Annotated in this window: 33 protein-coding genes; 19 read left to right on the forward strand and 14 right to left on the reverse strand. The window is 65.0% G+C overall.

What is annotated here, in order from left to right; translation table 11 throughout:
- Positions 1 to 3 precede the first annotated feature (3 nt).
- From RLDS_RS54020 to RLDS_RS54040, 6 genes are all read left to right on the forward strand, one after another.
- Positions 4 to 321, forward strand: a complete 318-nt coding sequence (locus tag RLDS_RS54020) for a PadR family transcriptional regulator (protein WP_236616950.1) — start codon at positions 4 to 6, stop codon at positions 319 to 321.
- Positions 318 to 1,496 carry a hypothetical protein gene (locus tag RLDS_RS0129205; protein ID WP_021228811.1) on the forward strand — a complete coding sequence of 393 codons (1,179 nt, stop codon included), beginning with the start codon at positions 318 to 320 and terminating at the stop codon, positions 1,494 to 1,496. Before RLDS_RS54020 ends, RLDS_RS0129205 begins: the two co-directional genes overlap by 4 nt.
- Positions 1,497 to 1,500: 4 nt before the next feature.
- Complete coding sequence (locus RLDS_RS54025; RefSeq protein WP_201767520.1) at positions 1,501 to 2,436, forward strand: alpha/beta hydrolase-fold protein; 936 nt, start codon at positions 1,501 to 1,503, stop codon at positions 2,434 to 2,436.
- Positions 2,437 to 3,097: 661 nt separating this feature from the next.
- Positions 3,098 to 3,613 carry a 50S ribosomal protein L10 gene (rplJ, locus tag RLDS_RS54030; RefSeq protein WP_021228813.1) on the forward strand — a complete coding sequence of 172 codons (516 nt, stop codon included), beginning with the start codon at positions 3,098 to 3,100 and terminating at the stop codon, positions 3,611 to 3,613.
- 69 nt (positions 3,614 to 3,682) lie between these two features.
- Complete coding sequence (gene rplL / locus RLDS_RS54035) at positions 3,683 to 4,060, forward strand: 50S ribosomal protein L7/L12 (protein ID WP_021228814.1); 378 nt, start codon at positions 3,683 to 3,685, stop codon at positions 4,058 to 4,060.
- Between the two features lie 172 nt (positions 4,061 to 4,232).
- Positions 4,233 to 5,129, forward strand: a complete 897-nt coding sequence (locus tag RLDS_RS54040) for a tyrosine recombinase XerC (protein WP_021228815.1) — start codon at positions 4,233 to 4,235, stop codon at positions 5,127 to 5,129.
- Positions 5,130 to 5,133: 4 nt separating this feature from the next.
- On the opposite strand, the gene RLDS_RS54045 is transcribed toward RLDS_RS54040, so the two are convergent.
- The 4 genes from RLDS_RS54045 to rsmI form a co-directional block, all read right to left on the reverse strand.
- The gene (locus RLDS_RS54045; protein WP_021228816.1) at positions 5,134 to 5,733 is read right to left on the reverse strand and encodes a DedA family protein; all 600 of its coding nucleotides are present in this window, start codon (positions 5,731 to 5,733) and stop codon (positions 5,134 to 5,136) included.
- A gap of 62 nt (positions 5,734 to 5,795) precedes the next feature.
- The gene (gene gshB, locus RLDS_RS54050; protein ID WP_021228817.1) at positions 5,796 to 6,770 is read right to left on the reverse strand and encodes a glutathione synthase; all 975 of its coding nucleotides are present in this window, start codon (positions 6,768 to 6,770) and stop codon (positions 5,796 to 5,798) included.
- 45 nt (positions 6,771 to 6,815) lie between these two features.
- Positions 6,816 to 7,169, reverse strand: a complete 354-nt coding sequence (locus tag RLDS_RS54055; RefSeq protein ID WP_021228818.1) for a YraN family protein — start codon at positions 7,167 to 7,169, stop codon at positions 6,816 to 6,818.
- On the reverse strand, positions 7,166 to 8,008 hold the full coding sequence (gene rsmI / locus RLDS_RS54060) for a 16S rRNA (cytidine(1402)-2'-O)-methyltransferase (RefSeq protein WP_021228819.1): 843 nt from the start codon (positions 8,006 to 8,008) through the stop codon (positions 7,166 to 7,168). Before rsmI ends, RLDS_RS54055 begins: the two co-directional genes overlap by 4 nt.
- An 11-nt stretch (positions 8,009 to 8,019) precedes the next feature.
- Here rsmI and RLDS_RS54065 point away from each other — a divergent pair, with 11 nt between their 5' ends.
- Together RLDS_RS54065 and RLDS_RS54070 are read left to right on the forward strand one after the other, a co-directional pair.
- Complete coding sequence (locus RLDS_RS54065; protein WP_021228820.1) at positions 8,020 to 9,225, forward strand: penicillin-binding protein activator; 1,206 nt, start codon at positions 8,020 to 8,022, stop codon at positions 9,223 to 9,225.
- A 75-nt stretch (positions 9,226 to 9,300) separates the two neighbouring features.
- Positions 9,301 to 10,530 carry a dicarboxylate/amino acid:cation symporter gene (locus tag RLDS_RS54070; RefSeq protein ID WP_021228821.1) on the forward strand — a complete coding sequence of 410 codons (1,230 nt, stop codon included), beginning with the start codon at positions 9,301 to 9,303 and terminating at the stop codon, positions 10,528 to 10,530.
- Positions 10,531 to 10,540: 10 nt separating this feature from the next.
- Here the strand turns inward: RLDS_RS54070 and RLDS_RS54075 are convergent, their stop codons facing one another.
- The 5 genes from RLDS_RS54075 to treF all read right to left on the reverse strand — a co-directional run bounded on the left by RLDS_RS54075 (position 10,541) and on the right by treF (position 15,795).
- On the reverse strand, positions 10,541 to 11,164 hold the full coding sequence (locus RLDS_RS54075; protein ID WP_021228822.1) for a peptidylprolyl isomerase: 624 nt from the start codon (positions 11,162 to 11,164) through the stop codon (positions 10,541 to 10,543).
- A 43-nt stretch (positions 11,165 to 11,207) separates the two neighbouring features.
- On the reverse strand, positions 11,208 to 12,611 hold the full coding sequence (gene dnaA / locus RLDS_RS54080; RefSeq protein WP_021228823.1) for a chromosomal replication initiator protein DnaA: 1,404 nt from the start codon (positions 12,609 to 12,611) through the stop codon (positions 11,208 to 11,210).
- Between the two features lie 407 nt (positions 12,612 to 13,018).
- Complete coding sequence (gene rpsT / locus RLDS_RS54085) at positions 13,019 to 13,282, reverse strand: 30S ribosomal protein S20 (RefSeq protein WP_009820781.1); 264 nt, start codon at positions 13,280 to 13,282, stop codon at positions 13,019 to 13,021.
- A gap of 117 nt (positions 13,283 to 13,399) precedes the next feature.
- Positions 13,400 to 14,212, reverse strand: a complete 813-nt coding sequence (gene mutM, locus RLDS_RS54090; RefSeq protein ID WP_021228824.1) for a bifunctional DNA-formamidopyrimidine glycosylase/DNA-(apurinic or apyrimidinic site) lyase — start codon at positions 14,210 to 14,212, stop codon at positions 13,400 to 13,402.
- A gap of 17 nt (positions 14,213 to 14,229) precedes the next feature.
- On the reverse strand, positions 14,230 to 15,795 hold the full coding sequence (treF, locus tag RLDS_RS54095; RefSeq protein WP_021228825.1) for an alpha,alpha-trehalase TreF: 1,566 nt from the start codon (positions 15,793 to 15,795) through the stop codon (positions 14,230 to 14,232).
- A gap of 118 nt (positions 15,796 to 15,913) precedes the next feature.
- Between treF and RLDS_RS54100 the strand changes: the two genes are divergently transcribed.
- Genes RLDS_RS54100 through RLDS_RS54140 form a run of 9 tightly spaced genes read left to right on the forward strand, consistent with a single transcriptional unit; the run spans position 15,914 to position 22,046 of the window.
- Positions 15,914 to 16,645: a class I SAM-dependent methyltransferase gene (locus tag RLDS_RS54100; protein WP_031299301.1), complete on the forward strand. Its 732-nt coding sequence runs from the start codon at positions 15,914 to 15,916 to the stop codon at positions 16,643 to 16,645.
- A gap of 7 nt (positions 16,646 to 16,652) precedes the next feature.
- The gene (ubiB, locus tag RLDS_RS54105; RefSeq protein ID WP_021228827.1) at positions 16,653 to 18,194 is read left to right on the forward strand and encodes a 2-polyprenylphenol 6-hydroxylase; all 1,542 of its coding nucleotides are present in this window, start codon (positions 16,653 to 16,655) and stop codon (positions 18,192 to 18,194) included.
- Positions 18,191 to 18,487 carry a nucleotidyltransferase family protein gene (locus RLDS_RS54110; protein WP_021228828.1) on the forward strand — a complete coding sequence of 99 codons (297 nt, stop codon included), beginning with the start codon at positions 18,191 to 18,193 and terminating at the stop codon, positions 18,485 to 18,487. The genes ubiB and RLDS_RS54110 overlap by 4 nt, the downstream gene beginning before the upstream one ends.
- Entirely contained in the window at positions 18,487 to 18,834 is a 348-nt protein-coding gene (locus tag RLDS_RS54115) for a HepT-like ribonuclease domain-containing protein (protein ID WP_021228829.1), read from the forward strand. The genes RLDS_RS54110 and RLDS_RS54115 overlap by 1 nt, the downstream gene beginning before the upstream one ends.
- A complete protein-coding gene (gene coaBC / locus RLDS_RS54120; protein WP_021228830.1) occupies positions 18,834 to 20,090 on the forward strand; it encodes a bifunctional phosphopantothenoylcysteine decarboxylase/phosphopantothenate--cysteine ligase CoaBC in 1,257 nt (418 codons plus the stop codon). Before RLDS_RS54115 ends, coaBC begins: the two co-directional genes overlap by 1 nt.
- Positions 20,065 to 20,520, forward strand: a complete 456-nt coding sequence (gene dut, locus RLDS_RS54125; protein WP_021228831.1) for a dUTP diphosphatase — start codon at positions 20,065 to 20,067, stop codon at positions 20,518 to 20,520. Before coaBC ends, dut begins: the two co-directional genes overlap by 26 nt.
- A 4-nt stretch (positions 20,521 to 20,524) precedes the next feature.
- A complete protein-coding gene (locus tag RLDS_RS54130) occupies positions 20,525 to 20,929 on the forward strand; it encodes a hypothetical protein (RefSeq protein WP_021228832.1) in 405 nt (134 codons plus the stop codon).
- On the forward strand, positions 20,926 to 21,693 hold the full coding sequence (locus RLDS_RS54135) for a HesA/MoeB/ThiF family protein (protein WP_031299303.1): 768 nt from the start codon (positions 20,926 to 20,928) through the stop codon (positions 21,691 to 21,693). The genes RLDS_RS54130 and RLDS_RS54135 overlap by 4 nt, the downstream gene beginning before the upstream one ends.
- A complete protein-coding gene (locus tag RLDS_RS54140) occupies positions 21,681 to 22,046 on the forward strand; it encodes a DsrE family protein (protein ID WP_021228834.1) in 366 nt (121 codons plus the stop codon). The genes RLDS_RS54135 and RLDS_RS54140 overlap by 13 nt, the downstream gene beginning before the upstream one ends.
- 5 nt (positions 22,047 to 22,051) lie before the next feature.
- Here the strand turns inward: RLDS_RS54140 and RLDS_RS56425 are convergent, their stop codons facing one another.
- The 3 genes from RLDS_RS56425 to RLDS_RS54150 are packed head-to-tail and all read right to left on the reverse strand — an operon-like array spanning position 22,052 to position 23,018.
- Positions 22,052 to 22,228 (reverse strand): hypothetical protein, encoded by a 177-nt coding sequence (locus tag RLDS_RS56425; protein ID WP_021228835.1) that lies wholly within the window; start codon positions 22,226 to 22,228, stop codon positions 22,052 to 22,054.
- On the reverse strand, positions 22,225 to 22,434 hold the full coding sequence (locus RLDS_RS54145) for a helix-turn-helix transcriptional regulator (RefSeq protein ID WP_021228836.1): 210 nt from the start codon (positions 22,432 to 22,434) through the stop codon (positions 22,225 to 22,227). Before RLDS_RS54145 ends, RLDS_RS56425 begins: the two co-directional genes overlap by 4 nt.
- On the reverse strand, positions 22,431 to 23,018 hold the full coding sequence (locus RLDS_RS54150) for a hypothetical protein (protein WP_021228837.1): 588 nt from the start codon (positions 23,016 to 23,018) through the stop codon (positions 22,431 to 22,433). Before RLDS_RS54150 ends, RLDS_RS54145 begins: the two co-directional genes overlap by 4 nt.
- A gap of 141 nt (positions 23,019 to 23,159) precedes the next feature.
- Here RLDS_RS54150 and RLDS_RS54155 point away from each other — a divergent pair, with 141 nt between their 5' ends.
- Together RLDS_RS54155 and RLDS_RS54160 are read left to right on the forward strand one after the other, a co-directional pair.
- The gene (locus RLDS_RS54155) at positions 23,160 to 23,834 is read left to right on the forward strand and encodes a glutathione S-transferase family protein (RefSeq protein ID WP_021228838.1); all 675 of its coding nucleotides are present in this window, start codon (positions 23,160 to 23,162) and stop codon (positions 23,832 to 23,834) included.
- A gap of 2 nt (positions 23,835 to 23,836) precedes the next feature.
- Positions 23,837 to 24,499 carry a hypothetical protein gene (locus tag RLDS_RS54160; RefSeq protein WP_031299305.1) on the forward strand — a complete coding sequence of 221 codons (663 nt, stop codon included), beginning with the start codon at positions 23,837 to 23,839 and terminating at the stop codon, positions 24,497 to 24,499.
- A 69-nt stretch (positions 24,500 to 24,568) separates the two neighbouring features.
- Here the strand turns inward: RLDS_RS54160 and ndk are convergent, their stop codons facing one another.
- The gene (gene ndk / locus RLDS_RS54165) at positions 24,569 to 24,991 is read right to left on the reverse strand and encodes a nucleoside-diphosphate kinase (protein WP_021228840.1); all 423 of its coding nucleotides are present in this window, start codon (positions 24,989 to 24,991) and stop codon (positions 24,569 to 24,571) included.
- Positions 24,992 to 25,169: 178 nt separating this feature from the next.
- Entirely contained in the window at positions 25,170 to 25,607 is a 438-nt protein-coding gene (locus tag RLDS_RS54170; RefSeq protein WP_021228841.1) for a DNA polymerase III subunit chi, read from the reverse strand.
- Positions 25,608 to 25,610: the final 3 nt, after the last annotated feature.

Here is a 25,610-nt window from a genome sequence, read left to right on the forward strand (position 1 = left end):
TTTATGCCCATGCCCCGAACGCGCAAACTTTCACCCCATGCCCGGACATTGCTCGCCGTGCTGCTCGAAGCGGGTCGCCACTGGTCGCACGGCTATGAGCTGGCACGGCTTGCCGACCTGAAGTCCGGCACGCTCTATCCGCTTCTGATCCGTCTGGAGAAGCAGGGCTATCTCGATGCGGAATGGCAGCCGCCGTCCGAAGCGGGACGACCGCCGCGCCATGCCTATCGGCTGACAGCGAGCGGCGTGGAGCTCGCCCGCGCCAATCCGCCTGCTGATCCCGTCCCGCCTGCCGGCCGACGCCGGGAGGCTACCATATGAGTGCTGGCCTTCGTCGCGGTCTGACCGACCTCGCCTGCCGTGCGCTTCTGGCCGCGCTGCCCCCCGCACTGAAATCCTGGGGATGGGCGGTGCGGTGTGAGGCCGCCAGCATCCCCGACGACAGCAGGGCGCTGCTGTTCGCACTCCACAGCCTCTGCGGGCTGATGCCCCGCGCCATCGCATTGCAGCTGTTTCGCCCCTTCGCCGCGCTATGCGGCCGGGCTGATCCTCTGTCCGAAAGATCGACCGCCATGCTTTTATTAGGCGCCGCAATGCATCGTCCCCGCGCTCTTGGCATGGGCTGCGCCATCGGCGCTGTTGCGCTCGGCCTTTATTACCTCGCGATCGCGGGCGCGCCGATGCGCTACATCGGCATCAATGCAGGCGCGCTTGTGATCGGCCTCGCTATGCTTGGGCTATTCGGCCGCGCCGTGACAGCGCGCCATCCCTGGGCCGGCGGCGCGATCTTCGCGATGGCTGTGGCGCTGCTCGCGACCGCACTGTTCGGGTCGCCGGTCGGGGGCGCGGCGCGATGGGTCAGCGTCGGCGGGTTCGCCATTCAGCCCAGCCTGATCCTGTTGCCGGTCATGCTCCTCATATTTGGACAAACCCGCGGCAGCTGGGCAACCGCCGGTATCGTCGTGGCCGCTGCCGCCATGGCGCTTCAACCCGACCGCGCGATGGCCGCCATGCTCGCATCATGCCTTGCTGTCTTGATGGTCACACGTCGCGACCGGCATAGCATAATTGCCTCCGTCGCCAGTGTAATCAGCCTCGCGGCAACATTCCTCCGCATCGATACGCTGCCGGCGGTCCCCTATGTCGATCGCATCCTCTATTCCTCTTTCGAGATTCACATGGCTGCCGGTCTGGCGGTGTCTGGGGGCTTGGTGCTGCTCCTGATCCCGGCGATCGCCGGTGTGCGTCGCGATCCCGAATATCGCGCGACCTATGCCGTTTTCGCCGCAATCTGGTTCGTCGCGATCATGGCGGCTGGGCTCGGCAATTACCCGACCCCGGTCGTCGGATATGGCGGCAGCGCCATCATCGGTTATCTGCTGAGCCTTCTGGCGCTGCCTGGACGGGCGGACGTTACCGCCCCGGCCCATTCCAGGACGGGCAGCGCCACGGATGACCTGTCGTCCGACGGGCAGCTGCGCCTTGCGCTGGCCTGACCCCATGATGTCCTTCGCCGCTTGGGGCAGGCTCTACCGCTGGGGAAGGCTGTTGCTGGCACGCCCCTATCGAAAATGGGTCATCGCGGCCCTTGTTGCCACCCTGATCTACATGCTGTGGGGAGAGGTGACGCGGACGCGGGGCGCTCAACGGGTGTCGTTCCGGCCGGCGCAGGAGGCATGTGGCAGCGCGGGACCGCTTTACTATTGCGTCTATCGCGATCGGCGGGGGACGAATGGCGATGTCGTCTACCATATGCATGGTCGCAACCTCGACGAGCGCATCTGGAACGACGACACCTATATGACGGCCTTGATCCAGTCGGAATGGCAGCGGCGTCCCGAGCTGCCACCGACGGTCGTGACCATATCCTACGGCTCTACCTGGCTGCTGACGCCGAAAGGGCAGAAATCCGACAGCGGGTTGCTGGATGATCTGATGACCCGTCTGCCGGCAATCGAAACGAAGATCGGGCGTCCGCGTCGGCGTCTGTTGCTGGGTGAATCGATGGGCGGGCTCAACGTCCTGATCGCCGGCCTGTCCTACCCCACGCGCTTCGCCAAGATCGCGGCGCTATGCCCCGGTGTATATGCGACCTCGCCATTCGCGTCCTTGTCTACCATCCGCCAGACCATCCAGCGCACAGGCGCAAACCCCAAAGTCATCTTTGGCATATGGATGATGGCGCGAAAATATGCGGCGAACGACGCCGAATGGCAGCGGGTCTCCCCTCTCGCCCTAATCGAACGGACAGGCCCTGCCTATCCGGCGCTCTACCTGTCGAACGGACTCTATGACATTTATGGTAATTTCGAGGGCACGCAGCGGCTCGTCGACAGGGCCCGCCAGCGCGGCGTCAGGACGCAGTGGCGTCCGCTCTATGGCGGGCATTGCGCTATGGACGCAGCGTCGGTGGCGGCATTTCTTTTGTCGAGATGATCGTCCAGATGGGCAAGCGCGGGTAAAAACCGGAGAGGCCGGGATTGTCGGGCTTCACGTAAGGTGCCTGCATCCTATTCCCCTTCCCTAATAGGATTTTCTCTGGTCTATCCTTGTCGATGGACCAGCCCGCCGCCTCGCCCGCTTTTTCCCGCCCCGTGCTTCCGAACTTCCCTCCCCTTACAGCTGTCGCTTCGTGGTCGCCTCATGGTCGCTTGGGCGTCGCGTCGCTTCCGGTTTTTCCATGTTTTGCGTCGGCGGACCCCCGACGACACTGTGAACTTCGTAGGAGAAATTCCGTCGCCCCCTCTTACGCCGCGCATGCCCCTACCAGCCCCCGCGCCAGATTTGGCGTGACAATGCCGGCCGCTTTCGCTAAGGGCGCACCCGCAGGCCGTGGCAGCGATGCCGTCGGCCTTCCGTCCGAGACAGTCGGTGAAGGGAATATGCCCTTCTTAATGCCCGGCCTAGACGGGGAAAAGCTCTTTACCGGACGGGCGCTCGCCCGATTCGGGTCTGCCTGTTCCTTTTGGGGTTCCAGGCCGGTTGATCTCTCCCCTTCGGACTTTGTGCCCCGTGCGCCTACCCGGCGTGCGGGTTTTGAGCCGTCCTGGCGCGGGCCTTCACCGGCGCTGCGCGGGACATGAAGTGGAGTAATGGCATGGATCGTAATCAGAAAGCTGAGGTCGTTTCCGCGCTGAACGCAGAGCTGGCAGAAGTTGGCGTGGTCGTCGTGACCCGCAACCTCGGCATGACCGTCGCCCAGTCGACCGTCCTGCGCCAGAAGATGCGCGACGCCGGTGCGTCCTACAAGGTTACGAAGAACCGCCTCGCCCGCATCGCCCTTGATGGCACCGACTATACCGCGCTGAGCGACATGCTCACCGGTCCGGTCGGCCTGGCCACCTCGGTCGATCCGGTCGCCGCCGCCAAGGTTGCGATCGATTTCGCCAAGACCAACGACAAGCTTGAGATCGTTGGCGGCGCGATGGGCGAAGTGCTGCTCGATGCAGAGGGCGTCAAGGCGCTCGCATCGATGCCGTCGCTGGATGAACTGCGTGCAAAGCTGGTCGGCCTCATCGTCGCGCCCGCTACCAAGCTCGCAACCGTCACCCAGGCGCCGGCCGCGCAGCTTGCGCGTGTCTTCAACGCCTATGCGGAGAAGGAAGCGGCCTGAGCCGTTCGCCCTCCGATTTTTTGACCCAAATCTGACGGGGCATATCGCCCCAAACAAGGAACTAAACACATGGCAGACATCAACGCTCTGGTCGATCAGCTTTCGGCCCTCACCGTCCTCGAAGCCGCCGAGCTGTCCAAGGCTCTGGAAGAAAAGTGGGGCGTTTCGGCCGCCGCCGCCGTCGCTGTCGCTGGCCCCGCCGGTGGCGCCCCGGCCGCTGCCGCTGAAGAAGTGAAGGACGAATTCGACGTCATCCTGACCGGCGACGGTGGCAAGAAGATCAACGTCATCAAGGAAGTCCGCGCCATCACGGGCCTGGGTCTGACCGAAGCCAAGGCGCTGGTCGAAGGCGCGCCCAAGGCTGTCAAGGAAGGCGTGAACAAGGAAGAAGCCGAAAAGCTCAAGAAGCAGCTGGAAGAAGCCGGCGCGACCGTCGAGCTGAAGTAATCGGCCAGGCGTTCGCGCGGGGGTATGCCTTCTCGCGAACGCGCCGATCCGGCCTATTGCGGCCGGGACAAAGAAAGGGCGGCGCCGTCAGGGCGCTGCCCTTTTCGCTTTCATGGGACGCGCGATTCGCGTGTTCCCTTCCTGCCCCGCCTCCCTTATCCTGGCGCGGCCCATGTCCGCTTCCTCCGCCCTCATCGAACGCTGGCGCGCTCATCTCGCCCTCGACCGCCGCCGGTCGGTCCACACCGTCCGCGCCTATCAGGCCACCGCTGAAAGGCTGGTCGCCTTCCTGGAACAGCATCGCGGCGAGGCGGTGACGCAGGCCATGCTGGCGAGCCTGGAGCAGGCCGACCTGCGCGCCTTCCTCACCAGCCGGCGCCACGATGGCATCGGCAATCTCTCCGCCGCGCGCGAGCTTTCGGCGGTCCGGGGTTTCCTCGCCTTCACCGGCGGCGAGGATGCCAGGCCCCCCCGGCTCAAGGGACCAAGGGTCAAGCGCGGCCTGCCCCGCCCCGTCTCCCCCGACGAAGCCATGGCGCTGGCCGCCGACATCGCCGAAACCGCCCGCGAAAACTGGATCGGCGCCCGCGACTGGGCAGTCCTCCTGCTGCTCTACGGCGCGGGCCTGCGCATCGGCGAGGCAATGGGGCTCACTGGCGCGGTCTGGCCGCTGGGCGACACGCTGCGCGTCACCGGCAAGCGCGGCAAGACCCGGCTCGTGCCCCTGCTGCCGCAACTGCGCGAAGCCATCGAAAGCTACGTCGCCGCCTGCCCCTATCCGCTGGAGCGCGACGCCCCGCTGTTTCGCGGCGCACGCGGCGGCCCGCTCTCCCCTGCGCTGATCCGTCGCGCCGTGCAGGGGGCACGCGGCCGCCTAGGCCTGTCAGAGCGCACTACGCCCCACGCCCTGCGCCACAGCTTCGCCACGCATCTGCTGGGTCGCGGCGCGGATTTGCGCAGCCTGCAGGAACTGCTGGGCCATGCCAGCCTGTCGTCCACGCAAATCTATACGCAGGTCGACGCCGCCCATCTGCTCGACATCTACCGCAACGCCCATCCCCGCGCCTGACCCTTCAGCCGCGCGGCCGCCAGGTCGCCAGACGCCAGAGATAGAAGATCACGGCACCGACCACGCACACGCTCGCCGCCGGACCCAGATAGCGGTCGATATCCTGGAAATGCCGCCCCAGCGCAAAGCCGGCATAGGCAAGGATGATGTTCCAGATCAGCGCCCCGCCAGCCGTCCACAGCAGGAAGCGGATATGACCCATGCGAAACAGACCGGCGGGCAGCGATATCATAGTTCGAAACGCCGGCAGGAAGCGGAACACGAAGACGACGATCTGTCCATATTTGCCGAACAGGCGATCCAGCGCCTCGACATCGCGCCACTCCAGCGTCGCCCAGCGGCCATAACGATCGACCAGCGGCTTCAATCGCTCGAACCCCAGCATATGCCCGACCAGATACCAGAAATAGTTGCCGATCGTGGTGCCCAGCGTCCCGGCCAGCAGCAGCCATTCCATCGCCATCCGCCCCTGCCCGACGCGAATGCCGCCAATCCCCATGATGAGTTCGGACGGGATGGGCGGAAAGACATTTTCCAGCACCATGAGGAAGCCGATGCCCCAATAGCCGCCCGCGTCGATCAGGCGCAGAACCCAGTCGGTCATGTCAGCGGCTCATGGTCTGGAAAAGGGATCACCGCGGCTCAACGCGCCAAGCGCCAGTCCGTTCAGTCCGCCGCCCGCGCCGCCAGCCGCACGTCGATCGCGTCCCAGATCATCCCGCCGGTGTCCGTGCCGTCGAACGCCTCGATCGACACGATGCCGGTGGGCGAGGTGACGTTGATTTCCGTCAGCCATTCGCCCCCGATCACGTCTATGCCCACAAACAGTAGCCCGCGTGCCTTGAGCTCCGGTCCCAAGGCGGCGCAGATTTCCCTTTCCCTGTCAGTAAGTTCTGTCTTGGCCGCCGATCCGCCAACAGCCAGGTTCGACCTAATTTCGCCCTTGCCCGGTATGCGGTTGACCGCGCCCATCACCTCGCCATCGACCAGCACGATGCGCTTGTCCCCTTCCGCGACGCCGGGGATGAAGGCCTGCACCATGAAGGGTTCGACCCATTTCTCCTTGAACAATTCGACCAGCGAGGACAGGTTCGCCCCGTTCGCGCCGACATGGAACACGGCGACGCCGCCATTGCCGTAAAGCGGCTTGACCACGATCTCGCCATGTTCCGCCAGGAAGCTTTTGACCTCGGCCAGGTCGCGGGTGATCATCGTGGGCGGCATGAAGTGCGCATAATCGAGCACGAACAGCTTTTCGGGCGCATCGCGCACGCTTGCGGGATCATTGACCACCAGCGTTTCGGCCTGCACCCGCTCCAGCAAATGGGTGGCGGTGATGTAGCTAAGGTCAAAGGGCGGGTCCTGCCGCATCAGCACCACGTCGACATCGCGGCCCAGGTCCAGCATCTCCCAATCGCCCAGCACGAAATGATCGCCCTGCACTTTCTGCACCTGCACCGGCCGCGCCTTCGCCAGCACCCGGCCGTCGCGATAGGTGAGGTCGGGCGCGAGGTAATGATACAGCTTATGCCCGCGCGCCTGCCCAGCCAGCATGATGTGGAAGGTCGAATCGCCGGCGATGTTGATCCCGTCCATCGGGTCCATCTGCACCGCGACGGTCAGGGGGTTGAATTGCGTCATTCCAAACACCTTCCACTCACAAGGACAGGGCGCGGCAGGCCGCCGTCACCCCCCATGCCAGACATTGGCCAGATGGCGCGGCGGGCGGCCCGGCGCAAGGAGGATGACGTCTATTCGCATATCGTCCCCCGGCTTCGCCAGATCATGCCAGAGGATTTCGGCCGCCGCCGCAACCCGCGCCAGACGGCGTTCGTCGATCGCCAGGTCAAGCTCCGCTGCATTCGCCCGCGCCTTCACCTCGACAAAGGCGATCATCGCGCCGCGCCGCGCCACTATGTCGACTTCACCTGCGCGCGTGCGCATCCGGCGGCCGACAATCTGCCACCCCTTGAGCCGCAGCCACCAGGCGGCGATGCGCTCGCCCTGCCGTCCGCGCTGATCCGCCTGGGCGCGGCTCATCCCTTTAGGTCCATCGCCCGGTCATAGAGAGTCCGGCGGTCAAGCCCCAGCTTCTTGGCGACCTCGCCAGCGGCTTTCGACACGGGCAGGCGCGTCATTGCCTCCAGCAGGGCAGCGTCGGCATCCTCCGCACTGGCCGGGGGCGCTTCGCCGGGCGGCCCGACTATGACAACGATCTCACCCTTGGGCGGCGTATCGGCGTAGCGCTGCGACAGGGCAGTCAGCGTGCCCGTCGCCGTTTCCTCGAACGCCTTGCTGATCTCCCGGCTGACGGCGGCATCCCGATCGCCCAGATGCACGGCCATCGCCGACAGGCTGTCGGACAGGCGCGGCCCGCTTTCGTAGAAGACCAGCGTCGCGCGCAGCGCCGCCACTTCGCCCAGCACATCGCCCCGCGCCTTGGCCTTGGCCGGCAGGAAGCCCATGAAAAGGAAGCGGTCAGTCGGCAGCCCCGAGAGCGTGAGCGCCGCGATCACCGCGCTGGGGCCGGGCAGCGTCGTCACCTTGCGTCCCGCCGCGCGTGCGTCGCGCACAAGTTTGTAGCCAGGATCGGAAATGAGCGGCGTGCCCGCGTCCGACAGCAACGCCACCGATTCGCTCGCCATCCGCTCAACCAGCCGCTGGCGCACATGATCGGCGCTGTGGTCGTGATAGGGCAGCATCGTCCGGTCAGACCCGGCATGGCGCAGCAGGCGGGCGCTGACCCGCGTATCCTCGACCGCGACCACGTCGGCCCGCCGCAATATCTCGGCCGCGCGCGGGGTCAGGTCTCCAAGGTTGCCGATCGGCCCCGCGACGATGTAAAGCCCGGGCTCCAGCCCAGAAAATTCAGTTTCCATAAGGACGCCAGATGACAGAGACGGATGCCCCCCGGCAAGCGAACATCTTCGCTTCGATGAAGCGCGGTGCGCGCGTCGCCTTCATGGGCGCGGCCCTGTTCCTGGCCGCCTGTCAGTCGATCGTGCCCAAGGCACCGGCCCCCACCACGCCTACGACGCCCACGCGGCCGACCACCCCCGAAGTCGTCCAGGGCCTGCCCACCGACACAGCCCGCCACCGCGTCGCGCTACTGGTGCCGATGAGCGGCGCCAATGCCGGCGTAGGCCAGTCGATCGCGAACGCCACGACGCTGGCGCTGCTGGACACCAAGACCGACAAGGTGCGCATCACCACCTATGACACGGCGATGGGCGCAGCGGCCGCCGTGAACAAGGCGCTGGCCGATGGCAACCGGCTGATCCTGGGACCGTTGCTGGCGGAAGATGCGCGGGTCGTGGGGCCGATCGCGGCGCGGGCGGATGTGCCGGTCATAAGCTTTTCCAACGACAGCAGCGTCGCGGGCAACGGCGTCTATATCATGGGCTACAACCCCAACCAGTCGATCGAGCGGGTGGTCGATTTCGCGCGCGCCAAGGGGCTGAGCCAGTTCGGCGCGCTGGTGCCGCGCGGCACCTATGGCGAACGAGCGGGCAATGCGATGCTGCGCGCAGTCGAGCAGGCCGGCGGGACCGTCGTGTCGATGCAGACATTCGACCGATCGGCAGGATCGATCGCCGCGGCGGTCAAGGCATTGCAGGCGTCCTCCAGCTATGACGCCCTGCTGATCGCCGATTCCGGACGCGTCGCGTTGCAGATCGCGCCGATCCTGCGCAAAAATGGTGGCGGCAGCGCCCGGTTGCTGGGCACCGAATTGTGGAATGCGGAACCATCGCTTGCCAGCAATCCGGCGCTGCGCGGCGCTTGGTTCGCCAGCGTCTCGGATGGCCTTTATCGCCAGCTCGTCGCCAAATATCGCGCCCGGTACGGGTCGGCGCCATTTCGTCTGTCGTCGCTCGGCTATGACGCGGTGTTGCTGACGGTGCGTATCGCGCAGCAGTGGAAAGCGGGCGCACCCTTCCCCGCCGCCCGCCTACGCGACGCGGGAGGATTTTCCGGTATCGACGGCGCCTTCCGCTTCACCCGCACGGGCGTTGCCGAACGCGCTCTTGAAGTCTCGGAGGTCGGCGCGGGCAATTTCACCGTCATCGATCCCGCCCCGCGCGGCTTTGGCGAGTGAGAAGCAGCTGGCGGCTTGCCCGCATCCGATCCGTTTGCCTGTCTGTGCAAGCCCTGACCGGAAAGAGCTGAACCCATGTCGTTGACCGTCCGCATCCTCATTGCCCTGGTCTTGGGGTTGGTCTGCGGCATCGCCATCGCCGAATGGGGCGGCGCCTGGGACGTGGCGATCGTCGGCGTGGTGCAGCCGATCGGCAAAGCGTGGCTTGGCGGATTGCAGATGCCGCTCATCCCGCTGATCTTTGCCCTATTGGTGACTGGCATCGCGCAGGCAGCGACGACAGCGCGCAATAATGGCCTTGCCGCGCGCGCGATCGGATTGTTCGCGATCCTGCTGATCGGGGCGGCAAGCGTCGCGGCGCTTGCCGGGCCGCTCCTGCTGACGCTCTGGCCGGTGCCGGAAGGCGCGGTGGGGGCGCTGGCGGGTGCAGGGCCGGTCAGCGAGGTCCCGGACGTGCGGCCGTCGGCGGAATGGCTGCTTGGCTTCATTCCCGTCAACCCACTCAAATCGGCAGCCGATGGGCAAGTGGTCGCCATCGTGCTGTTTGCGCTGATCTTCGGCTTTGCGGTGACGCGGATCGCGGCGGACAGGCGCGCGCAGCTGGTCGGCTTTTTTCAGGCGCTGGCCGACGCATTGCTCGTGGTGGTGAACTGGGTCTTGTGGCTTGCGCCCGTGGGCGTTTTCGCGCTGGCGCTGGTCGCGGGCGCGCGATCGGGCCTCGCGACGGCGGGCGCGCTGCTTCACTATATCCTGTTCATCGTGGCTTTGTGCCTGCTGGTGACTTTGCTCGTCTATCCGATGACGGTCCTGCTCGGCCGGATCGGCGTCGGCCGATTTGCCCGCGCCGCCTTTCCAGCGCAGGCCATCGCCTTTTCGACGCAAAGCTCGATCGCGTCGCTGCCTGCGATGATCCAGGCGAGCGATGGCGCGCTGGCGGTGCGGGAAACGAGCCGGTCCATCGTCCTGCCGCTGGCGATTTCCCTCTTTCGGATCACCAGCCCACCCGCCAATCTGGGCGTCGCCCTCTATGTCGCCGCCATGAATGGCGTCGATCTGGGCGCGACGCAGTTGGTCCTGGGGGTGCTGGTAGCGGCGGTGGTCAGCCTGGCCGCCGTGGGGCTTCCCAGTCAGATCACCTTCTTCACGACCACGGGCCCCATCTGCCTTGCCATGGGCGTGCCGGTGGAGGCGCTGCCGCTTTTGCTCGCGGTGGAAACGGTGCCCGACATCTTCCGCACTGTCGGCAATGTCACCGCCGACATGGGCGTTGCCCGCATCCTGGACCAGCGGCGCGCAGCGGACTGATCTGAGCGCCTCAGGGCGCGCGACGCACGCTGATGATCCTGACGGGTGTTTCGAGCATCTGGCCTTTCATGACGCCTTCACCCTTGGTCGACGATTTGGGCGCGGCCAGGATCGCCTTGATCACATCCAGCCCCTCCACCACATGGGCGAAGACCGCAAATCCCTGATTATCGCCGGGTGCGTCGGGATTGGCGTCCATGGACGGCATCCGCCCCAGCACGACGAAAAAGTCGCCAGTCGCGCTGCCCGGCGCATAACGCGCCATGGAAAGCGCCCCGTCATCATGGACCAGGCCCGTCTGGCTGGTCGGCTCATGCGCAATCGGCGGCAGGATCCGCTTAGGGTCATTTTGGGCGCCGCCCTGCACGAAGCCATAATCGGCAGCGCCAACGCCACGGTAGAACGCCGTGCCATCGAGCCGTTTCTGATCGACATATTTCAGGAAATTGGCGGCGGTGACGGGGGCCTTGCCGCTATGCACCGCAAGGACGACCGGCCCCTGCTCCGTCTGCATCAACACGCGAACGTCGGCGGGATGGGGGGCAGGATCGGGGGAGGGCGGTGGCGAAGTCTGCGCCGATGCGGGGACGATCGAGAGGAGGGCGGAGAGGATAAGGACAAGCTGGCGAATCATGTCCGCCAACCTAGCCGATCGGGCGCCACGCGCCAGAGGGGGCTTACCCCTCCAGCTGGCGCTGCAACGCGCGGATATCGGCGTCCATGTCGGGACTGGTTTCACGCAGCGCCTCGATCGTGCGCACGGCATGGATCACGGTGCTGTGGTCACGTCCGCCGAAGATGCGGCCGATCTCAGGCAGCGATCGCGGCGTCATCTTCTTGGCGAGATACATGGCCACCTGACGCGGACGGGCGACGGCGCGCGCGCGGCGCTTGGAGCGCATTTCCGCCGGATCGATCTTGAAATGCGCGGCGCAGGCCTTCTGGATTTCATCCACGGTGATGCGGCGGGCATTGGCGCGCACAGCATCGGCCAGCATCTGCTGGGCGAAATCCAGATCAATCGCGCGCCCGGTCAACTGGCCATAAGCGACCAGCTTGTTGAAGGCGCCTTCCAGTTCGCGCACGTTCGACCGGATCGAGCGGGCAAGGAAATCGATCACCATGTCGGGGACGGTCTTATCGCCGGCCAGAGCGCGCTTTGATTGAAGGATGGCGAGACGCAGGTCGAGGCCGGCGGCGCGAATGTCCGCGACCAGCCCACCGGCCAGTCGCGAGAGAATGCGCGCGTCGATCGCTTCGAGCATCTGCGGCGCACGATCAGCGGTGACGACGATGCGCGCGCCACTGTCGATCAGGTCATTGATCGTGTGGAGAAATTCCTCCTGCGTCGATCCTTTGCCCGCGATGAACTGGATATCGTCGATCAGCAGCAGGCGAGCCGCCCGCAGCCGCGCCTTGAACGCCATCGTCTCATTGGCGCGCATCGCGTTCACAAATTCCATCATGAAGCGTTCGGCCGACATATAGAGGACCGGGGCCGTGGGCGAATGCGCCGAGAAAGCCGCTGCGATGCCGTGCAGCAAGTGGGTCTTGCCCTGCCCCGTGCCGCCATGGATGAACAGCGGCGTAAAGCGCGGCTGCGCTTCGCCCGCCATCGCCTGCGCGGCGGACCAGGCCAGGCGGTTGGTGTCGCCTACGACAAAATCATCGAGCCTGTGGCGCGGCTGGAAGTTGGACGCGACAACCATTTTCGCGACGACGCCGGAGTCGGCTTCCGACAAGGACGCGATTTCCAGCAGGCGCGGTCCGGCAGCGTCCGGCGCGCGGCGCACCCGCACCTCGCGCACACCGACCCCGGCACTGCGCCACGCGATGCGCAGGCGATCGCCAAACTGACCCGACACGAAATTCGCGCTGAAGTCAGTGGCGACCAGCAGGTCGAGCGTCTGCGATTCGGGGCAATAGTCGCCAAGCCGCGCAGGCTTTAGCCACTGGTCGAAAAGACGCGCGCCAAGATCACGGCGCAGGCCCGTCCGGATCGCGCTCCAGGCGGAATCCAGGCCGGCGCCATTTTCACTGTCCGTTGCCTGACGTTCCACCAAAGCTGCCCTGACGTTCATACCTGAAGCGACCCCCCAAATCAGCCTGAACGACACAAGCGTAGCTATCCGGAAAAGCCATTGGCTTTCCGATCACCCTGCATCGTCTGACCTAATAACGACCGTCTGAAAACGATTCGAGCGGCGGCCGGAGGAGCAAAATAGACAGGCGCGATCCGCAGGATCAAGGCCGAGACACTTCAAAAAAATGAAATAAAGCCGTTGACTCGGCAAAGCCGCAGAAAAGGCCAACTTGCCATTTTACGACGGATTTTCAGTTATTTATTTGGTCACAATCTTTGCAATCCCGGCCGAATCGCGGGATTCCCGTGTGTCTGGCTGATGACAGAGATGTGACGCAGAAACGAAAGGCCCGCTCCGGCAATCCGGAGCGGGCGCTTATGCTCGTCATTCCCTTGCGGGGGGTGTCAGGCGATCGCGCTGACGGCCTTGGTCAGGCGGCCGAACTTGCGCGCGGCGGTATTCTTGTGCAGCACGCCGCGCGCAACGCCGCGCGCCAATTCTGGCTGAACGGTCTGCAGCGCGGTGGTGGCGGCATCCTTGTCGCCAGCGACGATGGCGGCTTCCACCTTCTTCACCAGGGTGCGGATCCGGCTGATGCGGGCGCCATTGATTGCGGCGCGACGCTCGTTGCGACGGATGCGCTTCTTGGCTTGCGGCGTATTGGCCATTCTATTCCTCGGTTCTCGTCAAATCTCGGGAAGAGGCCCGCCGAAAATGTCGACATGCCTCGTGAAGGTGCGCCCCTTACAGAGTATCGGGGCGGGCGTCAACGGATTCGCGGCCGGCTATTTCTGGCACGTGGGGCAATAGAATGTCGATCGCCCGCCATCGACGCGCCGTCGCACGGTGCCGCCGCACGGGCAAGGCTGCCCCTCCCGGCCATAGACGCGCCATTGCTTGGAAAAATAGCCCAATTCGCCATCTGGCCGGGCATAATCGCGCAGCGTCGATCCGCCAGCGGTGATGGCGGCCGTCAGCACGGTGCGAATCGCGTCCACCAGCAGCGCCAGGCGCGCGCCGCTGATTCGCCCGGCCGGACGGGTCGGAGCGATCCCCGCCATGTTGAGCGCCTCACAAACATAGATATTGCCAAGGCCGGCCACGATGCGCTGGTCCAGTAGCGCCGCCTTGATCGAGGCCCCCTTGCCTTTCAAGGCCGTGGCCAGCATCGCGGGCGAGAATTCATGCCCCAGCGGCTCCGGCCCCATGCGGGTAAAGGGCGCATAGCCGGACCAGGCGTCGGCCCGCACCAAGTCAAGCGATCCGAACCGGCGCGGGTCGTTGAGGGACAGAAGCCGCCCCTGATCGGTTTCGACGAGCAAATGATCATGGGCGCCGATCTCCGCCGGGTCGATACGCCAGCGCCCCGACATGCCAAGGTGGAAAATCATCATGTCGCCCCGGTCGGTTTCGATCAGGCCATATTTGGCTCGCCGGGACAGACCCGTGACCGTCGCGCCCGTCATCCGCTGGCGCAGGTCCGGCGGAATGGGAAAGCGCAAGTCGGCGCGGCGCGGTTCGACCCGCGTGAGCCGATTGCCGAGCAAGACCGACCGCAGGCCCGTCACAGTGGTTTCGACTTCGGGAAGTTCAGGCATGGGCCGTCATGTAGGGTCTATTCCCCCGCTGCAACAGGGGCGTCGGGATCGAGGTCCGGCCAGCGATCGATCAGCGCGGCGGTCACGCCATTGGTCCAGCCAAAGCCGTCCTGCAGCGGATATTCGCCGCCCCCGCCGGGCTTGCGCTCTTCCACATCATATTTTTCCAGCATCTTGCCACTCTGGCGGAAGGCTGCGGCGACCGTCGATATCCAGCGGCGCGCAATGTCCCTGGCGAGGGGCAGATGGCCTGTACGCGCCAGTCCGTCGATCGCCACCCATTGCAGCGGCGCCCAGCCATTGGGGCTGTCCCACTGCTGCCCTGTCGCGAGCCGGGTCGTGCGCAAGCCGCCCTCCCCGACAAGCTGATCGCGCGTGATCCAGGCAACAGCGTCGGCCTGGGCTTTGCTGGACAGGCCTACGAACAACGGAAAGAGCGTCGCTGCCGACAAAATGGGCGTGGGGCCATGGCTGTCCATGTCCCAGTCCGCATAATGCCCTGCGTCTGCCTGCCAGAGCCAACGGTCGATGGCGGCCTTGCGCCTTGCGGCCAGCTGATGGAACTCACGCGCGCAGCCGGCATCGCCCGCTGTCGCGCATCGGTCGGCAATCGCGCGCTCCAGCCGCCAGAGCAGGCTGTTGAGGTCGACGGGCACGATGTGCGTGGTGCGGATCGTGGCCAGGCGTTTGGAATCGGCAAGCCAGCGAGACGAAAAATCCCAGCCGCTTTCCGCACCGGCGCGCAGGTCGCGATAGACGTCGCCCTTGGCCCTGTTGCTTTCCCGCGCGGTCGCGACATCCTCGGCCCAGCTTTCGTCGCGCGGTCCGGGCCGATCATCCCAATAGCGGTTGAGCAGCGCGCCGTCGGGCATGCGCACCACGCGCAGCGCTGCGCCTGCACGGATGGCGCGATCGCTACCGCGCATCCAGAAGGCATGTTCGGCGCGCAACGCGGCGAAATGGCGAGGATCGTTTGGATTGCTGGCCAGATCGACCATCAGCGACAAAAAAGGCGGCTGCGATCGCCCCAGATAATAAGTGCGGGTGCCGTTGGGGATGAAGCCATAGCGGGCGATCAGGCTTTCAAAATCGGTCAGCATCGAATCGATCAGCGATTGCTGCCCATCCACCTTGAGGCCGAGCATCGTGAAATAGCTGTCCCAATAATAAATTTCGCGAAAGCGACCGCCCGGCACGACATAGGGCGCAGGCAGGGACAGCGCCGACGAACCGGCAGGCGGATCAAGCGCCGGCCGCGTGAGTGGCGGCCAGAGCCCCCGGATATGGTCGCGCAGCGATGGGGCCGGCCGCTCCCCCTCCTCGCCCGGCACGCTGAAATGGCGCAGAACGAATTGGCGCAAGGCTGAGCCCTCTGGTCGTTCCCGCCGATAGGCCTCGACAATGGCCGCGGGGTCGCCTTTGGGCACGGCGTCGACGAACGTCTTGCCGTCTTTAAATACCCGCCCGCCCTGCACCGCTTCGAATAAGGGACCGTAAATTTGCTGGGGGCTGGGCGGCGGCGCGGCCTGCGCCATGCAGAGCAGCGCGGCAAGCGCGACGGTGAAGCGGACGGGTCGGCGCATATCGACATTACCCCTTGCCGGTCGGTCGGACGAAGGAATGGATGACGCAGGCGAAACGTTCCGGCCGCCGCTGCCTTCGCGCTGGCATGGCGCCAAAACAGCCGCTAGAGCGGAGGTCATGAGCGAAACAGCATCCTTCGGCTATCGTGACGTCGATGCCGCCGAAAAAGCGGGCATGGTCCGCGCCGTCTTTTCCAATGTCGCGGCCAAATATGACCTGATGAACGACGCCATGTCGGGCGGCGCGCATCGGCTGTGGAAAGACCAGTTCGTACGCCGCGTAAAGCCGCGCGCGGGCGAAGAGATACTCGACATGGCCGGCGGCACGGGCGACATCGCGTTCCGCATGCACCGCCATGGCGCTCAGGTGACCGTGTCGGACATCAATCCCGAAATGCTGGCGGTTGGCGTCGAGCGGGCGCAGAAGAAGGGTTATGAAGGGCTGATCTGGTCTAAGCAGAATGCGGAAGGGCTGACTTTTGGCGACCGCACCTTCGACGCCTACACGATCGCCTTTGGCATCCGCAACGTCACCCATATCGATCAGGCGCTGGCAGAGGCGCATCGCGTGCTGAAATTTGGCGGGCGGTTTTTCTGCCTGGAATTTTCCACCACGACTTGGCCGGGCTTTTCGGACGTCTATGACGTCTATTCGCACAAGCTGGTGCCGCAATTGGGCAAGCTGTTCGCCAATGATGCCGACAGCTACCGCTATCTGATCGAATCGATCCGCCGCTTCCCGCCCATGCCCCAATTTGAAGGCATGATCCGCGACGCGGGTTTCGTGAATACCAAGGTCGAGCCAATCATGGGCGGACTGGTGGCCATCCATAGCGGGTGGAAGATCTGATCCACGCATGACGTCCCACATCACCCATATCTGGCGGCTCCTGAAATGGGGGCGCATATTGGCGCGGCATGGCGCGCTGCGCGGGATCGAGCGCGATCCGCTGACGCCTGCGCCCGTGCGCCGGCTGGTGCGGATCGCGCGGCTGGGCGCGCGTGTGCCCAGGCAGCCCCGCTATGCGGACGCGTTTCAGGCGATCGGCCCGGCGGCGATCAAGCTGGGCCAGACACTGGCGACCCGGCCCGACCTGGTCGGCGAGGAAGCGGCCAATGATCTGCTGCGCTTGCAGGACGCCCTGCCCCCCGTGCCGTTCGACACGATCCGCGCCCAGATCGAACAGAGTTTCGGCCGACCGATCGAAGCGCTTTACAGCCGGTTCGACGAAGCGCCGGTAGGTGCGGCATCGATCGCTCAGGTCCATCGCGCGCTCACCACCGACGGGCGGGACGTTGCGGTCAAGGTGATCCGCCCCGGCGTCATCGATCAGTTCAACCGCGACATCCAGACCTATGAATGGGCCGCGGCGCATATCGAACAGCTGGGCGGCGAAGTCGCGCGTCTGCGCCCGCGCCTGGTCATCGCCAACCTCAAGCGCTGGACCGCGCGCGAACTGGACCTGCGGCGCGAGGCGGCTTCGGCGTCCGAGCTGGCCGAGGCGATGGAGGCGATGCCTGGCTATCGCATCCCGGCAATCGACTGGGACCGCACGAGCGGCAAGGTCATGACGATGGAGTGGATCGACGGCATCAAGATCGCCGATCGCGCCGCGCTGGTCGCTGCCGGCCATGACATGAAGGATCTGGCCGCCCGTCTGGTCAATGCCTTCCTGCGACAAGCGATCGCCGAAGGCTTTTTCCACGCGGACATGCATCAGGGCAATTTGTTCGTGACGGCAAGCGGCGAGATTGTCGCTATCGACTTTGGCATCATGGGCCGGATCGACCGGCGCGCGCGCATGTGGCTGGCGGAAATTCTCTACGGCCTCATCACCGGCAATTACAAACGCGTCGCCGAAATCCATTTCGAGGCGCAATATGTGCCCGCCCATCACAATGTCGCCGAATTCGCGACGGCGCTGCGCGCCGTGGGCGAACCGATGCGTGGGAAAGCGGCAAGCGAACTGTCGGTCGGCGGCATGCTGGACGGCCTGTTCGCCATCACGCGCGATTTCGACATGCAGACTCAGCCGCATTTGCTGCTGCTGCAAAAGACCATGGTGATGGTGGAGGGCGTGGCCCATTCGCTCGATCCCGACATCAACATGTGGGAAACGAGCGGGCCTTATGTGAAGGGCTGGCTGCGCGACGAACTGGGGCCGGAGGCCAAGGCCGCCGATACGCTGATCGAAAATTGGCGCACCCTCCAGCGTCTGCCGGGCCTCATCAGGCGGATAGAGGATGCCTTCCCCGAAAAGGGCGGCGCCCCGCCCCCGCCGCCCCTCGCCGAGGTAAAGCTGATCCGCGTGGGCGGTGGGTGGCGCTATGCGCTGGTGGCGGTGGTTGCGGCGGTGGCTGGCGTTGGCGCGACATTGCTATTATCTTCATCGCTATGACCCGCGACGAAGCTATTGCCCGGATCCGGCCCCATGAGGCGGAATTGCGTGCCGCGGGGATCACTTCGCTGGCGCTGTTCGGATCGATCGCGCGAGGCGAGGGTCGGGAAGGTTCCGATATCGACCTGATGTGCGAGATTGATCGAGCCAGCCGGATGGACCTGATCCAGTTTGCCGGTTTGCAACGGCGATTGGAAGAATATGTGGAACGGCCGGTCGATCTGGTTGAACGGCATTCCATGCGGCCCCGTATCCGCGTGCGCGCCGAAGCCGATAAAGTCTTGATCTTCTGATGTCTGAATGGGATCGCGATCGCGACTTGCTGGAGCTGATCATCGAATTGATCGGTCATGTTCAACGTCGGGTGCCCAAATTGACGGCAGCAGATTTCCTGGTGGACAAGGACGAAATTGACCTGACAGCATTTCGTCTGCTTCACATTGGCGAAGCAACCAATAAGCTGTCGCCGGAGTTCAAAGCCCGATATCCTGCGATGCCTTGGGCTGATATCTACAGGATGCGCAACATCATCAGCCATGATTATTTCGGCCTAGACCCGCATATTGTGTGGCAAACGGCGATGCATGGGATGGAGGAGCTGCTGGTGATATGCCGCGCGGAATTGAATAGCCTAAACTGATGCCCCAGCGCGTCCTCCTCATCGTCTCCGGCGGGATCGCTGCCTATAAGTCGCTCGAACTTGTGCGGCTGTTGCGCAAGCGCGGCATTGCGGTGCGGGCGGTGCTGACGCGGAGCGCCAAGCAATTCGTGACGCCGCTGTCGCTGGGCGTGTTGACCGAGGACCAGGTCTATGACGATCTGTTCGACCTGAAGGCCGAATGCGAGATCGGGCATATCCAGCTCAGCCGTCAGGCCGATCTGGTGGTGGTCGCCCCCGCCACCGCCAATATCCTGGCCAAGATGGCGAACGGAATCGCGGACGATCTGGCGACGACGCTGCTGCTGGCCACAGACAAGCCGGTGCTGGCCGTGCCAGCAATGAATGTGCGCATGTGGCACCACAAGGCGACGCAGCGCAATCTGGCTCAGCTGCGCGCCGATGGCGTGCATGTCATGGAGCCGGATGATGGCGAAATGGCGTGCGGCGAATATGGCAAGGGGCGACTGCCCGAGCCGGAGGCCATAGCGGTGGAAGTCGAGCGGCTGCTTGCCCTGCCGTCGCGGGCCGATCCGCTGGCCGGACAGCAGGACTTTATGGGCGACACGGGATCGCTGGCGGGACAGCATGTCCTGATCACCGCCGGGCCGACGCATGAGCCGATCGACCCGGTGCGCTACATCGCCAACCGGTCTTCGGGCAAACAGGGTTTCGCTATCGCCGCCGCCGCCGCGCGCGCTGGTGCCCGCGTGACGCTGGTCGCCGGACCGGTGCAATTGCAGACGCCGGCGGGCGTGATCCGAATCGACGTGGAGACAGCGCGGGAGATGCTGTCCGCCGTCGAAGCAGCGTTGCCGGCAGATGCCGCGATCATCGTCGCCGCCGTGGCCGACTGGCGTGTGGCCGACGCTGCCGGGCAGAAGATCAAGAAGGATGGATCAGGCCAGCCCGCCCCCCTTGCCTTGGTAGAAAATCCCGACATTCTCGCCACGCTGGGGCATCATGCTCAACGACCAAAGCTGCTGGTCGGTTTTGCCGCCGAGACGGAAAAGGTCGCGGACCATGCGCAGGCCAAGCTGGCGAAGAAAGGCGCGGACTGGATCGTCGCCAATGACGTGTCCGGCGCTCCGGGCGAAAGCGTGATGGGCGGCGAGGACAATGCCGTGCAGATTGTCAGTGCGCAGGGCATCGAATGCTGGCCGCGCCTGCCCAAGCACGCCGTCGCCGACAAACTCATTGCAAAGGTTGCCCATGCCCTCTCCCCTTCCGCCGATTGAAATACGGATCAAGCGCCTGCCGCATGGGGAAGGCTTGCCATTGCCTGTCTACGCCACCGCGCAGGCGGCGGGCATGGACGTGGTTTCGGCCGAGGATTTGATCCTGCCGCCAGGCGGACGCCATGCGGTCGCCACCGGCTTTGCCATGGCGATACCCGAAGGCTATGAAATACAGGCCCGCCCGCGATCTGGCCTGGCGCTCAAACATGGCATCGGCCTGCCCAACAGTCCCGGAACGATCGACGCCGATTATCGGGGCGAGGTGAAGGTCATCCTCATCAACTTTAGCGACCAGCCCTTTGCCATCGCGCGCGGCGACCGGATCGCCCAGCTGGTGGTCGCGCCGGTCCAGCTTGCCAGTTTCGTCCAGGTCGATAGTCTGGACGATACCGCCCGCGGACAGGGCGGCTTTGGTTCGACGGGAGTGTGACGCCATGACCATCCTGCTTTCCCTGATGTTGGCGGCGACGCCCGCACCAGCCGCGATGCCGCCAATGCCGCAGGATTTGAGCCAGGTGCCGGTGATCGAAGGATGGCTGGGCCGGAAAATTTCGCCGCGCTGGTCAGAGGATGTGGCGCGGCAATATCGCAAGGGGAAATGTTCTGGCGCGGTGCCCTTCGAGGGGTCCCACCTGCTGGAAATCGACATGCTGTTCCTGCTGTCTGGCGACGGCAAGCCTTTGAAGGTCGCGCCGGTCAATGCGCACTGTCCCGAGGTAGAGCAGTTTATCAGCAATCGCATTTTGGGATCGCTGCGCGGATCCTTCCCCAAGAGCGGATCGGCCGAGCCGCAATGGATGCGATCGCAGGTGCGTTTCCTCTGGTCGGACGCGCCGTGACGCTGACCGACGCGCAACTGGATCGCTACGCCCGGCATATCGTCCTGCGGGAAATCGGGGGCGCGGGACAGATGCGGCTGCTGGGTGCGGATGTGGCCGTGATCGGCGCGGGCGGGATCGGCAGCCCCGCGATCCTGTACCTGGCGGCTGCGGGCGTCGGCACGATCCGCGTGATCGACGATGACGCCGTTGCCTTGTCCAACCTGCAACGACAGGTGTTGTTCGGCACGGACGATGTAGGGACGCCTAAGGCCGAAGCGGCGATGGCGGCGGTGGCGCGGATCAACCCCGACGTCAAGCTGATCCCCATCAACGCGCGGATCGATCCCGACAACGCCGGCTTGATGCTGCGCGACGCCGATGTGGTGCTGGACGGGAGCGACAATTTCGCGACCCGCCTGACCGTGGCCGACGCCGCGCAGCGGTTGCGCATTCCGCTGGTATCGGCGGCCGTCGGCCCATTTGAAGGACAGATCGCGACCTATCGGGGATGGGAGGCGGACAAACCCTGCTATCGTTGTCTGGTGGGTGATCCGCAGGACGCGCCGGAACGTAATTGCGCCGAAACCGGCGTCATCGGCGCGCTGACCGGCACGATCGGCAGCCTGGCGGCACTGGAGACGATCCGCGCGCTTGTGCCGTTCGGGACGGACATGGCGGGCAAATTGCTGATCGCCGATCTTCTGACGATGCGCTTTCGCACTCTGGATGTCGCCAAGGACCCGGCCTGCTCGGGATGCGCGATGGAAATATGCGCGCCCTGACCATCATCGTCGCGACACCGGACCCGGAGCGTTTTCGTGGCGCGCTGATGCTGGCGGCGGCGCAGGCGGCGCTGGGCGGGGCGGCGCGGATATTCCTGCAACTGGATGCAGTCGCTCTGCTTCGTTCCCCTGTCGCAGCGCCGCGTGACGCCGGGCATGAGGCGGCAGGACTCCCGCCGCTCAAGAATTTGCTGGAAGAGGCGATTTCGCTTGGCGTCCATTTGAGCGCCTGCCAAAGCGGGATGAGCCTGGCGGGCCTCAGCATCGCTGATCTTCCCGCCGGGACCGACGTCACCGGGCCGATCGCCCTGTTGCAGAAGCTGAACGAGGATGAGCGGCTGGTCTTCGCCTGAAGCGTTCAGCGCAGGATCGGCAGGCGCCAATGGAGACGCGGCGGCCGGGCGTGGGCGACGGGGCCGGCCGATACGGCCTCGGCCCGCCAGCCCAGCGCCGACGGCAGCACTCCGACATGCGCCGCGCCCCATAGTGCGGCAAGGCACATCAGGATCGCCGCACTGGCGCGCACCAGCCTCATTCCCCCGCTCCTTCTTCGTCGCGCAGGAAAATATCCTCAATGCGCAGTGCAAACACGTCGGCGATGCGAAAGGCAAGCGGGAGCGAGGGATCATATTTCCCGGTTTCGATCGCGTTGACGCTTTGGCGCGAAATGCCGAGCCGGGAGGCGAGTTCGCCCTGGCTCCAGTCGCGCTCGGCCCGCAGCAGCTTGAGCCGGTTCTTCATGCCCGCGCCCAGGTCAGGCAACGCGACACGCCGATGGCGATGACGAAAACGGGAATGGCGGCCCAAGCGGGGACATGGGGGACGAGCCGGAATTGTTCGAGGAATCCCCAGACCGTAGCGAGAACCAGCAAGGCCCCGGTGCCGAACAGCGCGGATTGCGCCAATTTGAGGCGCAGATATTCATCCTTCTCCTCGATCAGCAGCCGCGCCATGGCAAAGACCATCGCCAAGGCGCCAAGGGCCGGCAACAGGGCTAGACCCCACAGCACCGCGCCGGCCGGGGCCCAGTTTTTATAGGCATAGACCGCCAGGAACAGACCCAGCGTGTAGAAAAGGCTGCCCGCCACCATCCGGCGATTATAGCGCCGCATTGCAGGCGACAGATTGCCTTCGACCCGCGCCGACCGCTCCGCGGCCCGGACGATCGGAATGGTCATTCCGGTGGCCGTCAGCATGACCGCCAGCGTCCCGGCCCAACTCAGGTCGAATTTGTGGATGACCAGCGCCGCGACGATCATCGCGCCGCAAAAGGCGAGGCACCAGAGCAGGACGGGGTGGCGTGAGCGAGCGTGAACGGAGTGCATGGCAAAGCTCCTTTGACATAATGTAAAGCGTCATTGACATAGCTAGGGACTTTTTGTCAAGGATAGTTGACATCCCTGTCGCTGACCTGCCCATCTTCTTCCTGCTCGACTTGGGTCCGGACAGGACGCTAAGAAGGGCGCATGATGAAGCTCTTTATCGGCAACAAGGCCTATTCCAGCTGGTCGCTGCGCGGCTGGCTGGCGTGCAAATTATCGGGCCTCCCCTTTGAAGAAGTGGTGGTGCCGCTCTATGACCAGGCATGGGAGAAGCGGCGCGAGGGCGACGAGTTCGCGCCATCGTCGGGCAAGGTGCCGATATTGTGGGATGGCGACGACATCGTCGTGTGGGACAGCTTGGCCATCGTTGAATATCTGAATGAAAAGAGCGGCGGCGACCGCTTCTGGCCGGCGGACCCCGCGCCACGCGCCATGGCCCGGTCGATGGCGGCGGAGATGCACAGCAGCTTTGCCGCGCTACGCCGCGAGCACAGCATGAACATCCGCCAGATCTACGATCCTGTCCCGCCATCGGATGGCGTCGCGCAGGATATAGCGCGCATCATGGAATTATGGGCGCAGGCGCGCGCGCGGTATGGCGGCGAAGGCGACTTCCTGTTCGGCGAATTTGGCGCAGCCGACATCATGTTCGCGCCGGTCGTGACTCGCTTCATCACCTATCAGTTGCGCGTTGCCCGTTTCGCCCAAGGCTATATGCAGGCGATCATCGCTCATCCCTGGATGCAGGAATGGATCGGCGGTGCGCAGGCGGAGGATTGGGTCATCGACCGTTTCGAAGGCCCGCCGCAGACGGTGTGACGATGACGGACGAATCGGAAACGACCGGCGAAACGGCCAAGGAAGCGCGTGCCAAGGAGGCCGCCGCGATAAGGCGGCGCTGGATCACGCTGGGCGAAGGCATCGCGGTGCTGGCGGTAACGATCTCGGCGATGACGCTCTATATCAACTGGTCGGACAAGCAGGACCGGCGCGCCGAAAAGACGGCGGAAAGCCAGGCGGCATCCGTCCGCGCGGCGCGGCTGGTGCTGCACGCCGATTCGGTCGAGGGCGACCGCATTCGCCTCCGCCCGACCGACCCTCGCCAGGTCGTGCAGAGCCAGACTATCCTGTTCCCCAAGGCGCTGGAGCTGACGCCAGTCGATACCACCGGCGAGCCGCGCATTGAGGCGGACTGGTTCGCCAATCCCCTGAAGCGCGCGCGCGAGCAGGCGAAGCTGCCCGATGACAGCGTGGGCGACGAAAAGCTGCCCGTGGCGATCATCACCCGCTTCGTCATCGACGGTGAACCGCATGAGAGCGCGGCGCTCTACGATATTGGCTATGGCATTACCGGCCGCTGGTTGGCGGGGCATCGGTTGAGCCTGCGGGGTCTATCGCTGGTGAATGCCGTCACGGTCGCGGGCGCGCAAAAGGCGCTGGACCGGCGTTGGGCGGGGATGCCGGCGGGGCGATCCGTCCAATAACCGCGCGCCCATGAAAAAGGGGCCACCTTGCGGCCGCCCCTTGTTCATCCCGATCGGGTCAGGCGTCGATCAGCCGACGATTTCTTCGGGCTTAAAGAAATAGGCGATTTCGATCGCGGCATTTTCCTCACTGTCCGACCCATGGACCGAATTGGCTTCGATCGATTCGGCATAATCCTTGCGGATCGTGCCTTCGTCTGCGTTGGCGGGGTTGGTGGCGCCCATGATGTCGCGGTTGCGCTTCACGGCGTCCTCGCCTTCCAGCACCTGCACGACCACCGGGCCGGAGATCATGAAGGCGACCAGGTCGGCGAAGAAGGGGCGCTCCTTGTGGACGGCGTAAAAGCCCTCGGCCTGTTCGCGGCTCATACGGATACGCTTGGAAGCGACGACGCGCAGGCCCGCATCTTCCAGCTTCTTGGTGACCGCTCCGGTCAGGTTGCGACGGGTCGCGTCGGGCTTGATGATCGAAAAGGTGCGCGTGACGGCCATGGCCCTCGAAACTCCGGATTGTTGGAAAGTTGCGCGCCCTTTAGACGCGGGCGGCGCGGGCTGCAAGAGGGGGTGGCGTCAGCAGATGGGTTCCCGCTTTCGTGGGAATGACGGGCTGGGTGGGAAGTGGACATGCCGCTCCCGTTTGCCCATCCTTCTGACTGCCAGGCGCCCGCGCCTACGGCCCCTGCACCCATTTCCGTCCCTCCTGCCGCCAGAAGCGCGGTTCGACGCCCTCCGCCTTGCTGAGCGTGCGCCAGCTTGTCCGGGCGCCGTCGATGGTTTCGGCGTCGAAGAAATAGAAGGCGCGATCGAAGCCCAGCGCCTCCTCGCGCCACAGGCCGTCGGCAAGCGCGATGTGGCGCGCGCCATTGCCCGCATTGCAGGCGTCGCTCAGGAGGATCGGCTGGTGCGCCTCCCCGCCTTCGCCGGCGCGACCATGGGCAAGGAAGCTTTCGGGCGGCCCCGCCCACAGGCCCTGCGAAATGCGGTCGAGCCGGTCGCCCTCCCCCGCCACCACCAGCAACCGCGCGCCCATCGCCAGAATGCGCCCGGCGATCGCGGACAACACCTGTTCGACCGGATCGCGGCTCAGCTGGTAGAAGTCGACCTGCATCGC

The organism is Sphingobium lactosutens DS20 (genome assembly GCF_000445105.1).
GTDB lineage: Bacteria > Pseudomonadota > Alphaproteobacteria > Sphingomonadales > Sphingomonadaceae > Sphingobium > Sphingobium lactosutens.

What these genes read in the sequence shown, in the direction of transcription:
- RLDS_RS54070 (WP_021228821.1), top strand. Translation starts at nt 9,301, where the DNA reads ATGTCGTTGACCGTCCGCATCCTCATTGCCCTGGTCTTGGGGTTGGTC.
- RLDS_RS54145 (WP_021228836.1), bottom strand. Translation starts at nt 22,434, where the DNA reads ATGAAGAACCGGCTCAAGCTGCTGCGGGCCGAGCGCGACTGGAGCCAG.
- RLDS_RS54160 (WP_031299305.1), top strand. Translation starts at nt 23,837, where the DNA reads ATGACGGACGAATCGGAAACGACCGGCGAAACGGCCAAGGAAGCGCGT.
- rpsT (WP_009820781.1), bottom strand. Translation starts at nt 13,282, where the DNA reads ATGGCCAATACGCCGCAAGCCAAGAAGCGCATCCGTCGCAACGAGCGT.
- RLDS_RS54115 (WP_021228829.1), top strand. Translation starts at nt 18,487, where the DNA reads ATGTCTGAATGGGATCGCGATCGCGACTTGCTGGAGCTGATCATCGAA.
- rplL (WP_021228814.1), top strand. Translation starts at nt 3,683, where the DNA reads ATGGCAGACATCAACGCTCTGGTCGATCAGCTTTCGGCCCTCACCGTC.
- RLDS_RS54170 (WP_021228841.1), bottom strand. Translation starts at nt 25,607, where the DNA reads ATGCAGGTCGACTTCTACCAGCTGAGCCGCGATCCGGTCGAACAGGTG.
- ubiB (WP_021228827.1), top strand. Translation starts at nt 16,653, where the DNA reads ATGACGTCCCACATCACCCATATCTGGCGGCTCCTGAAATGGGGGCGC.
- RLDS_RS54075 (WP_021228822.1), bottom strand. Translation starts at nt 11,164, where the DNA reads ATGATTCGCCAGCTTGTCCTTATCCTCTCCGCCCTCCTCTCGATCGTC.
- RLDS_RS54025 (WP_201767520.1), top strand. Translation starts at nt 1,501, where the DNA reads ATGATGTCCTTCGCCGCTTGGGGCAGGCTCTACCGCTGGGGAAGGCTG.
- treF (WP_021228825.1), bottom strand. Translation starts at nt 15,795, where the DNA reads ATGCGCCGACCCGTCCGCTTCACCGTCGCGCTTGCCGCGCTGCTCTGC.
- dut (WP_021228831.1), top strand. Translation starts at nt 20,065, where the DNA reads ATGCCCTCTCCCCTTCCGCCGATTGAAATACGGATCAAGCGCCTGCCG.
- RLDS_RS54130 (WP_021228832.1), top strand. Translation starts at nt 20,525, where the DNA reads ATGACCATCCTGCTTTCCCTGATGTTGGCGGCGACGCCCGCACCAGCC.
- RLDS_RS0129205 (WP_021228811.1), top strand. Translation starts at nt 318, where the DNA reads ATGAGTGCTGGCCTTCGTCGCGGTCTGACCGACCTCGCCTGCCGTGCG.
- dnaA (WP_021228823.1), bottom strand. Translation starts at nt 12,611, where the DNA reads ATGAACGTCAGGGCAGCTTTGGTGGAACGTCAGGCAACGGACAGTGAA.
- RLDS_RS54055 (WP_021228818.1), bottom strand. Translation starts at nt 7,169, where the DNA reads ATGAGCCGCGCCCAGGCGGATCAGCGCGGACGGCAGGGCGAGCGCATC.
- rplJ (WP_021228813.1), top strand. Translation starts at nt 3,098, where the DNA reads ATGGATCGTAATCAGAAAGCTGAGGTCGTTTCCGCGCTGAACGCAGAG.
- mutM (WP_021228824.1), bottom strand. Translation starts at nt 14,212, where the DNA reads ATGCCTGAACTTCCCGAAGTCGAAACCACTGTGACGGGCCTGCGGTCG.
- RLDS_RS54045 (WP_021228816.1), bottom strand. Translation starts at nt 5,733, where the DNA reads ATGACCGACTGGGTTCTGCGCCTGATCGACGCGGGCGGCTATTGGGGC.
- RLDS_RS54100 (WP_031299301.1), top strand. Translation starts at nt 15,914, where the DNA reads ATGAGCGAAACAGCATCCTTCGGCTATCGTGACGTCGATGCCGCCGAA.
- rsmI (WP_021228819.1), bottom strand. Translation starts at nt 8,008, where the DNA reads ATGGAAACTGAATTTTCTGGGCTGGAGCCCGGGCTTTACATCGTCGCG.
- RLDS_RS54020 (WP_236616950.1), top strand. Translation starts at nt 4, where the DNA reads ATGCCCATGCCCCGAACGCGCAAACTTTCACCCCATGCCCGGACATTG.
- RLDS_RS54155 (WP_021228838.1), top strand. Translation starts at nt 23,160, where the DNA reads ATGATGAAGCTCTTTATCGGCAACAAGGCCTATTCCAGCTGGTCGCTG.
- RLDS_RS54150 (WP_021228837.1), bottom strand. Translation starts at nt 23,018, where the DNA reads ATGCACTCCGTTCACGCTCGCTCACGCCACCCCGTCCTGCTCTGGTGC.
- RLDS_RS54140 (WP_021228834.1), top strand. Translation starts at nt 21,681, where the DNA reads ATGCGCGCCCTGACCATCATCGTCGCGACACCGGACCCGGAGCGTTTT.
- RLDS_RS56425 (WP_021228835.1), bottom strand. Translation starts at nt 22,228, where the DNA reads ATGAGGCTGGTGCGCGCCAGTGCGGCGATCCTGATGTGCCTTGCCGCA.
- gshB (WP_021228817.1), bottom strand. Translation starts at nt 6,770, where the DNA reads ATGACGCAATTCAACCCCCTGACCGTCGCGGTGCAGATGGACCCGATG.
- ndk (WP_021228840.1), bottom strand. Translation starts at nt 24,991, where the DNA reads ATGGCCGTCACGCGCACCTTTTCGATCATCAAGCCCGACGCGACCCGT.
- RLDS_RS54065 (WP_021228820.1), top strand. Translation starts at nt 8,020, where the DNA reads ATGACAGAGACGGATGCCCCCCGGCAAGCGAACATCTTCGCTTCGATG.
- RLDS_RS54110 (WP_021228828.1), top strand. Translation starts at nt 18,191, where the DNA reads ATGACCCGCGACGAAGCTATTGCCCGGATCCGGCCCCATGAGGCGGAA.
- RLDS_RS54040 (WP_021228815.1), top strand. Translation starts at nt 4,233, where the DNA reads ATGTCCGCTTCCTCCGCCCTCATCGAACGCTGGCGCGCTCATCTCGCC.
- coaBC (WP_021228830.1), top strand. Translation starts at nt 18,834, where the DNA reads ATGCCCCAGCGCGTCCTCCTCATCGTCTCCGGCGGGATCGCTGCCTAT.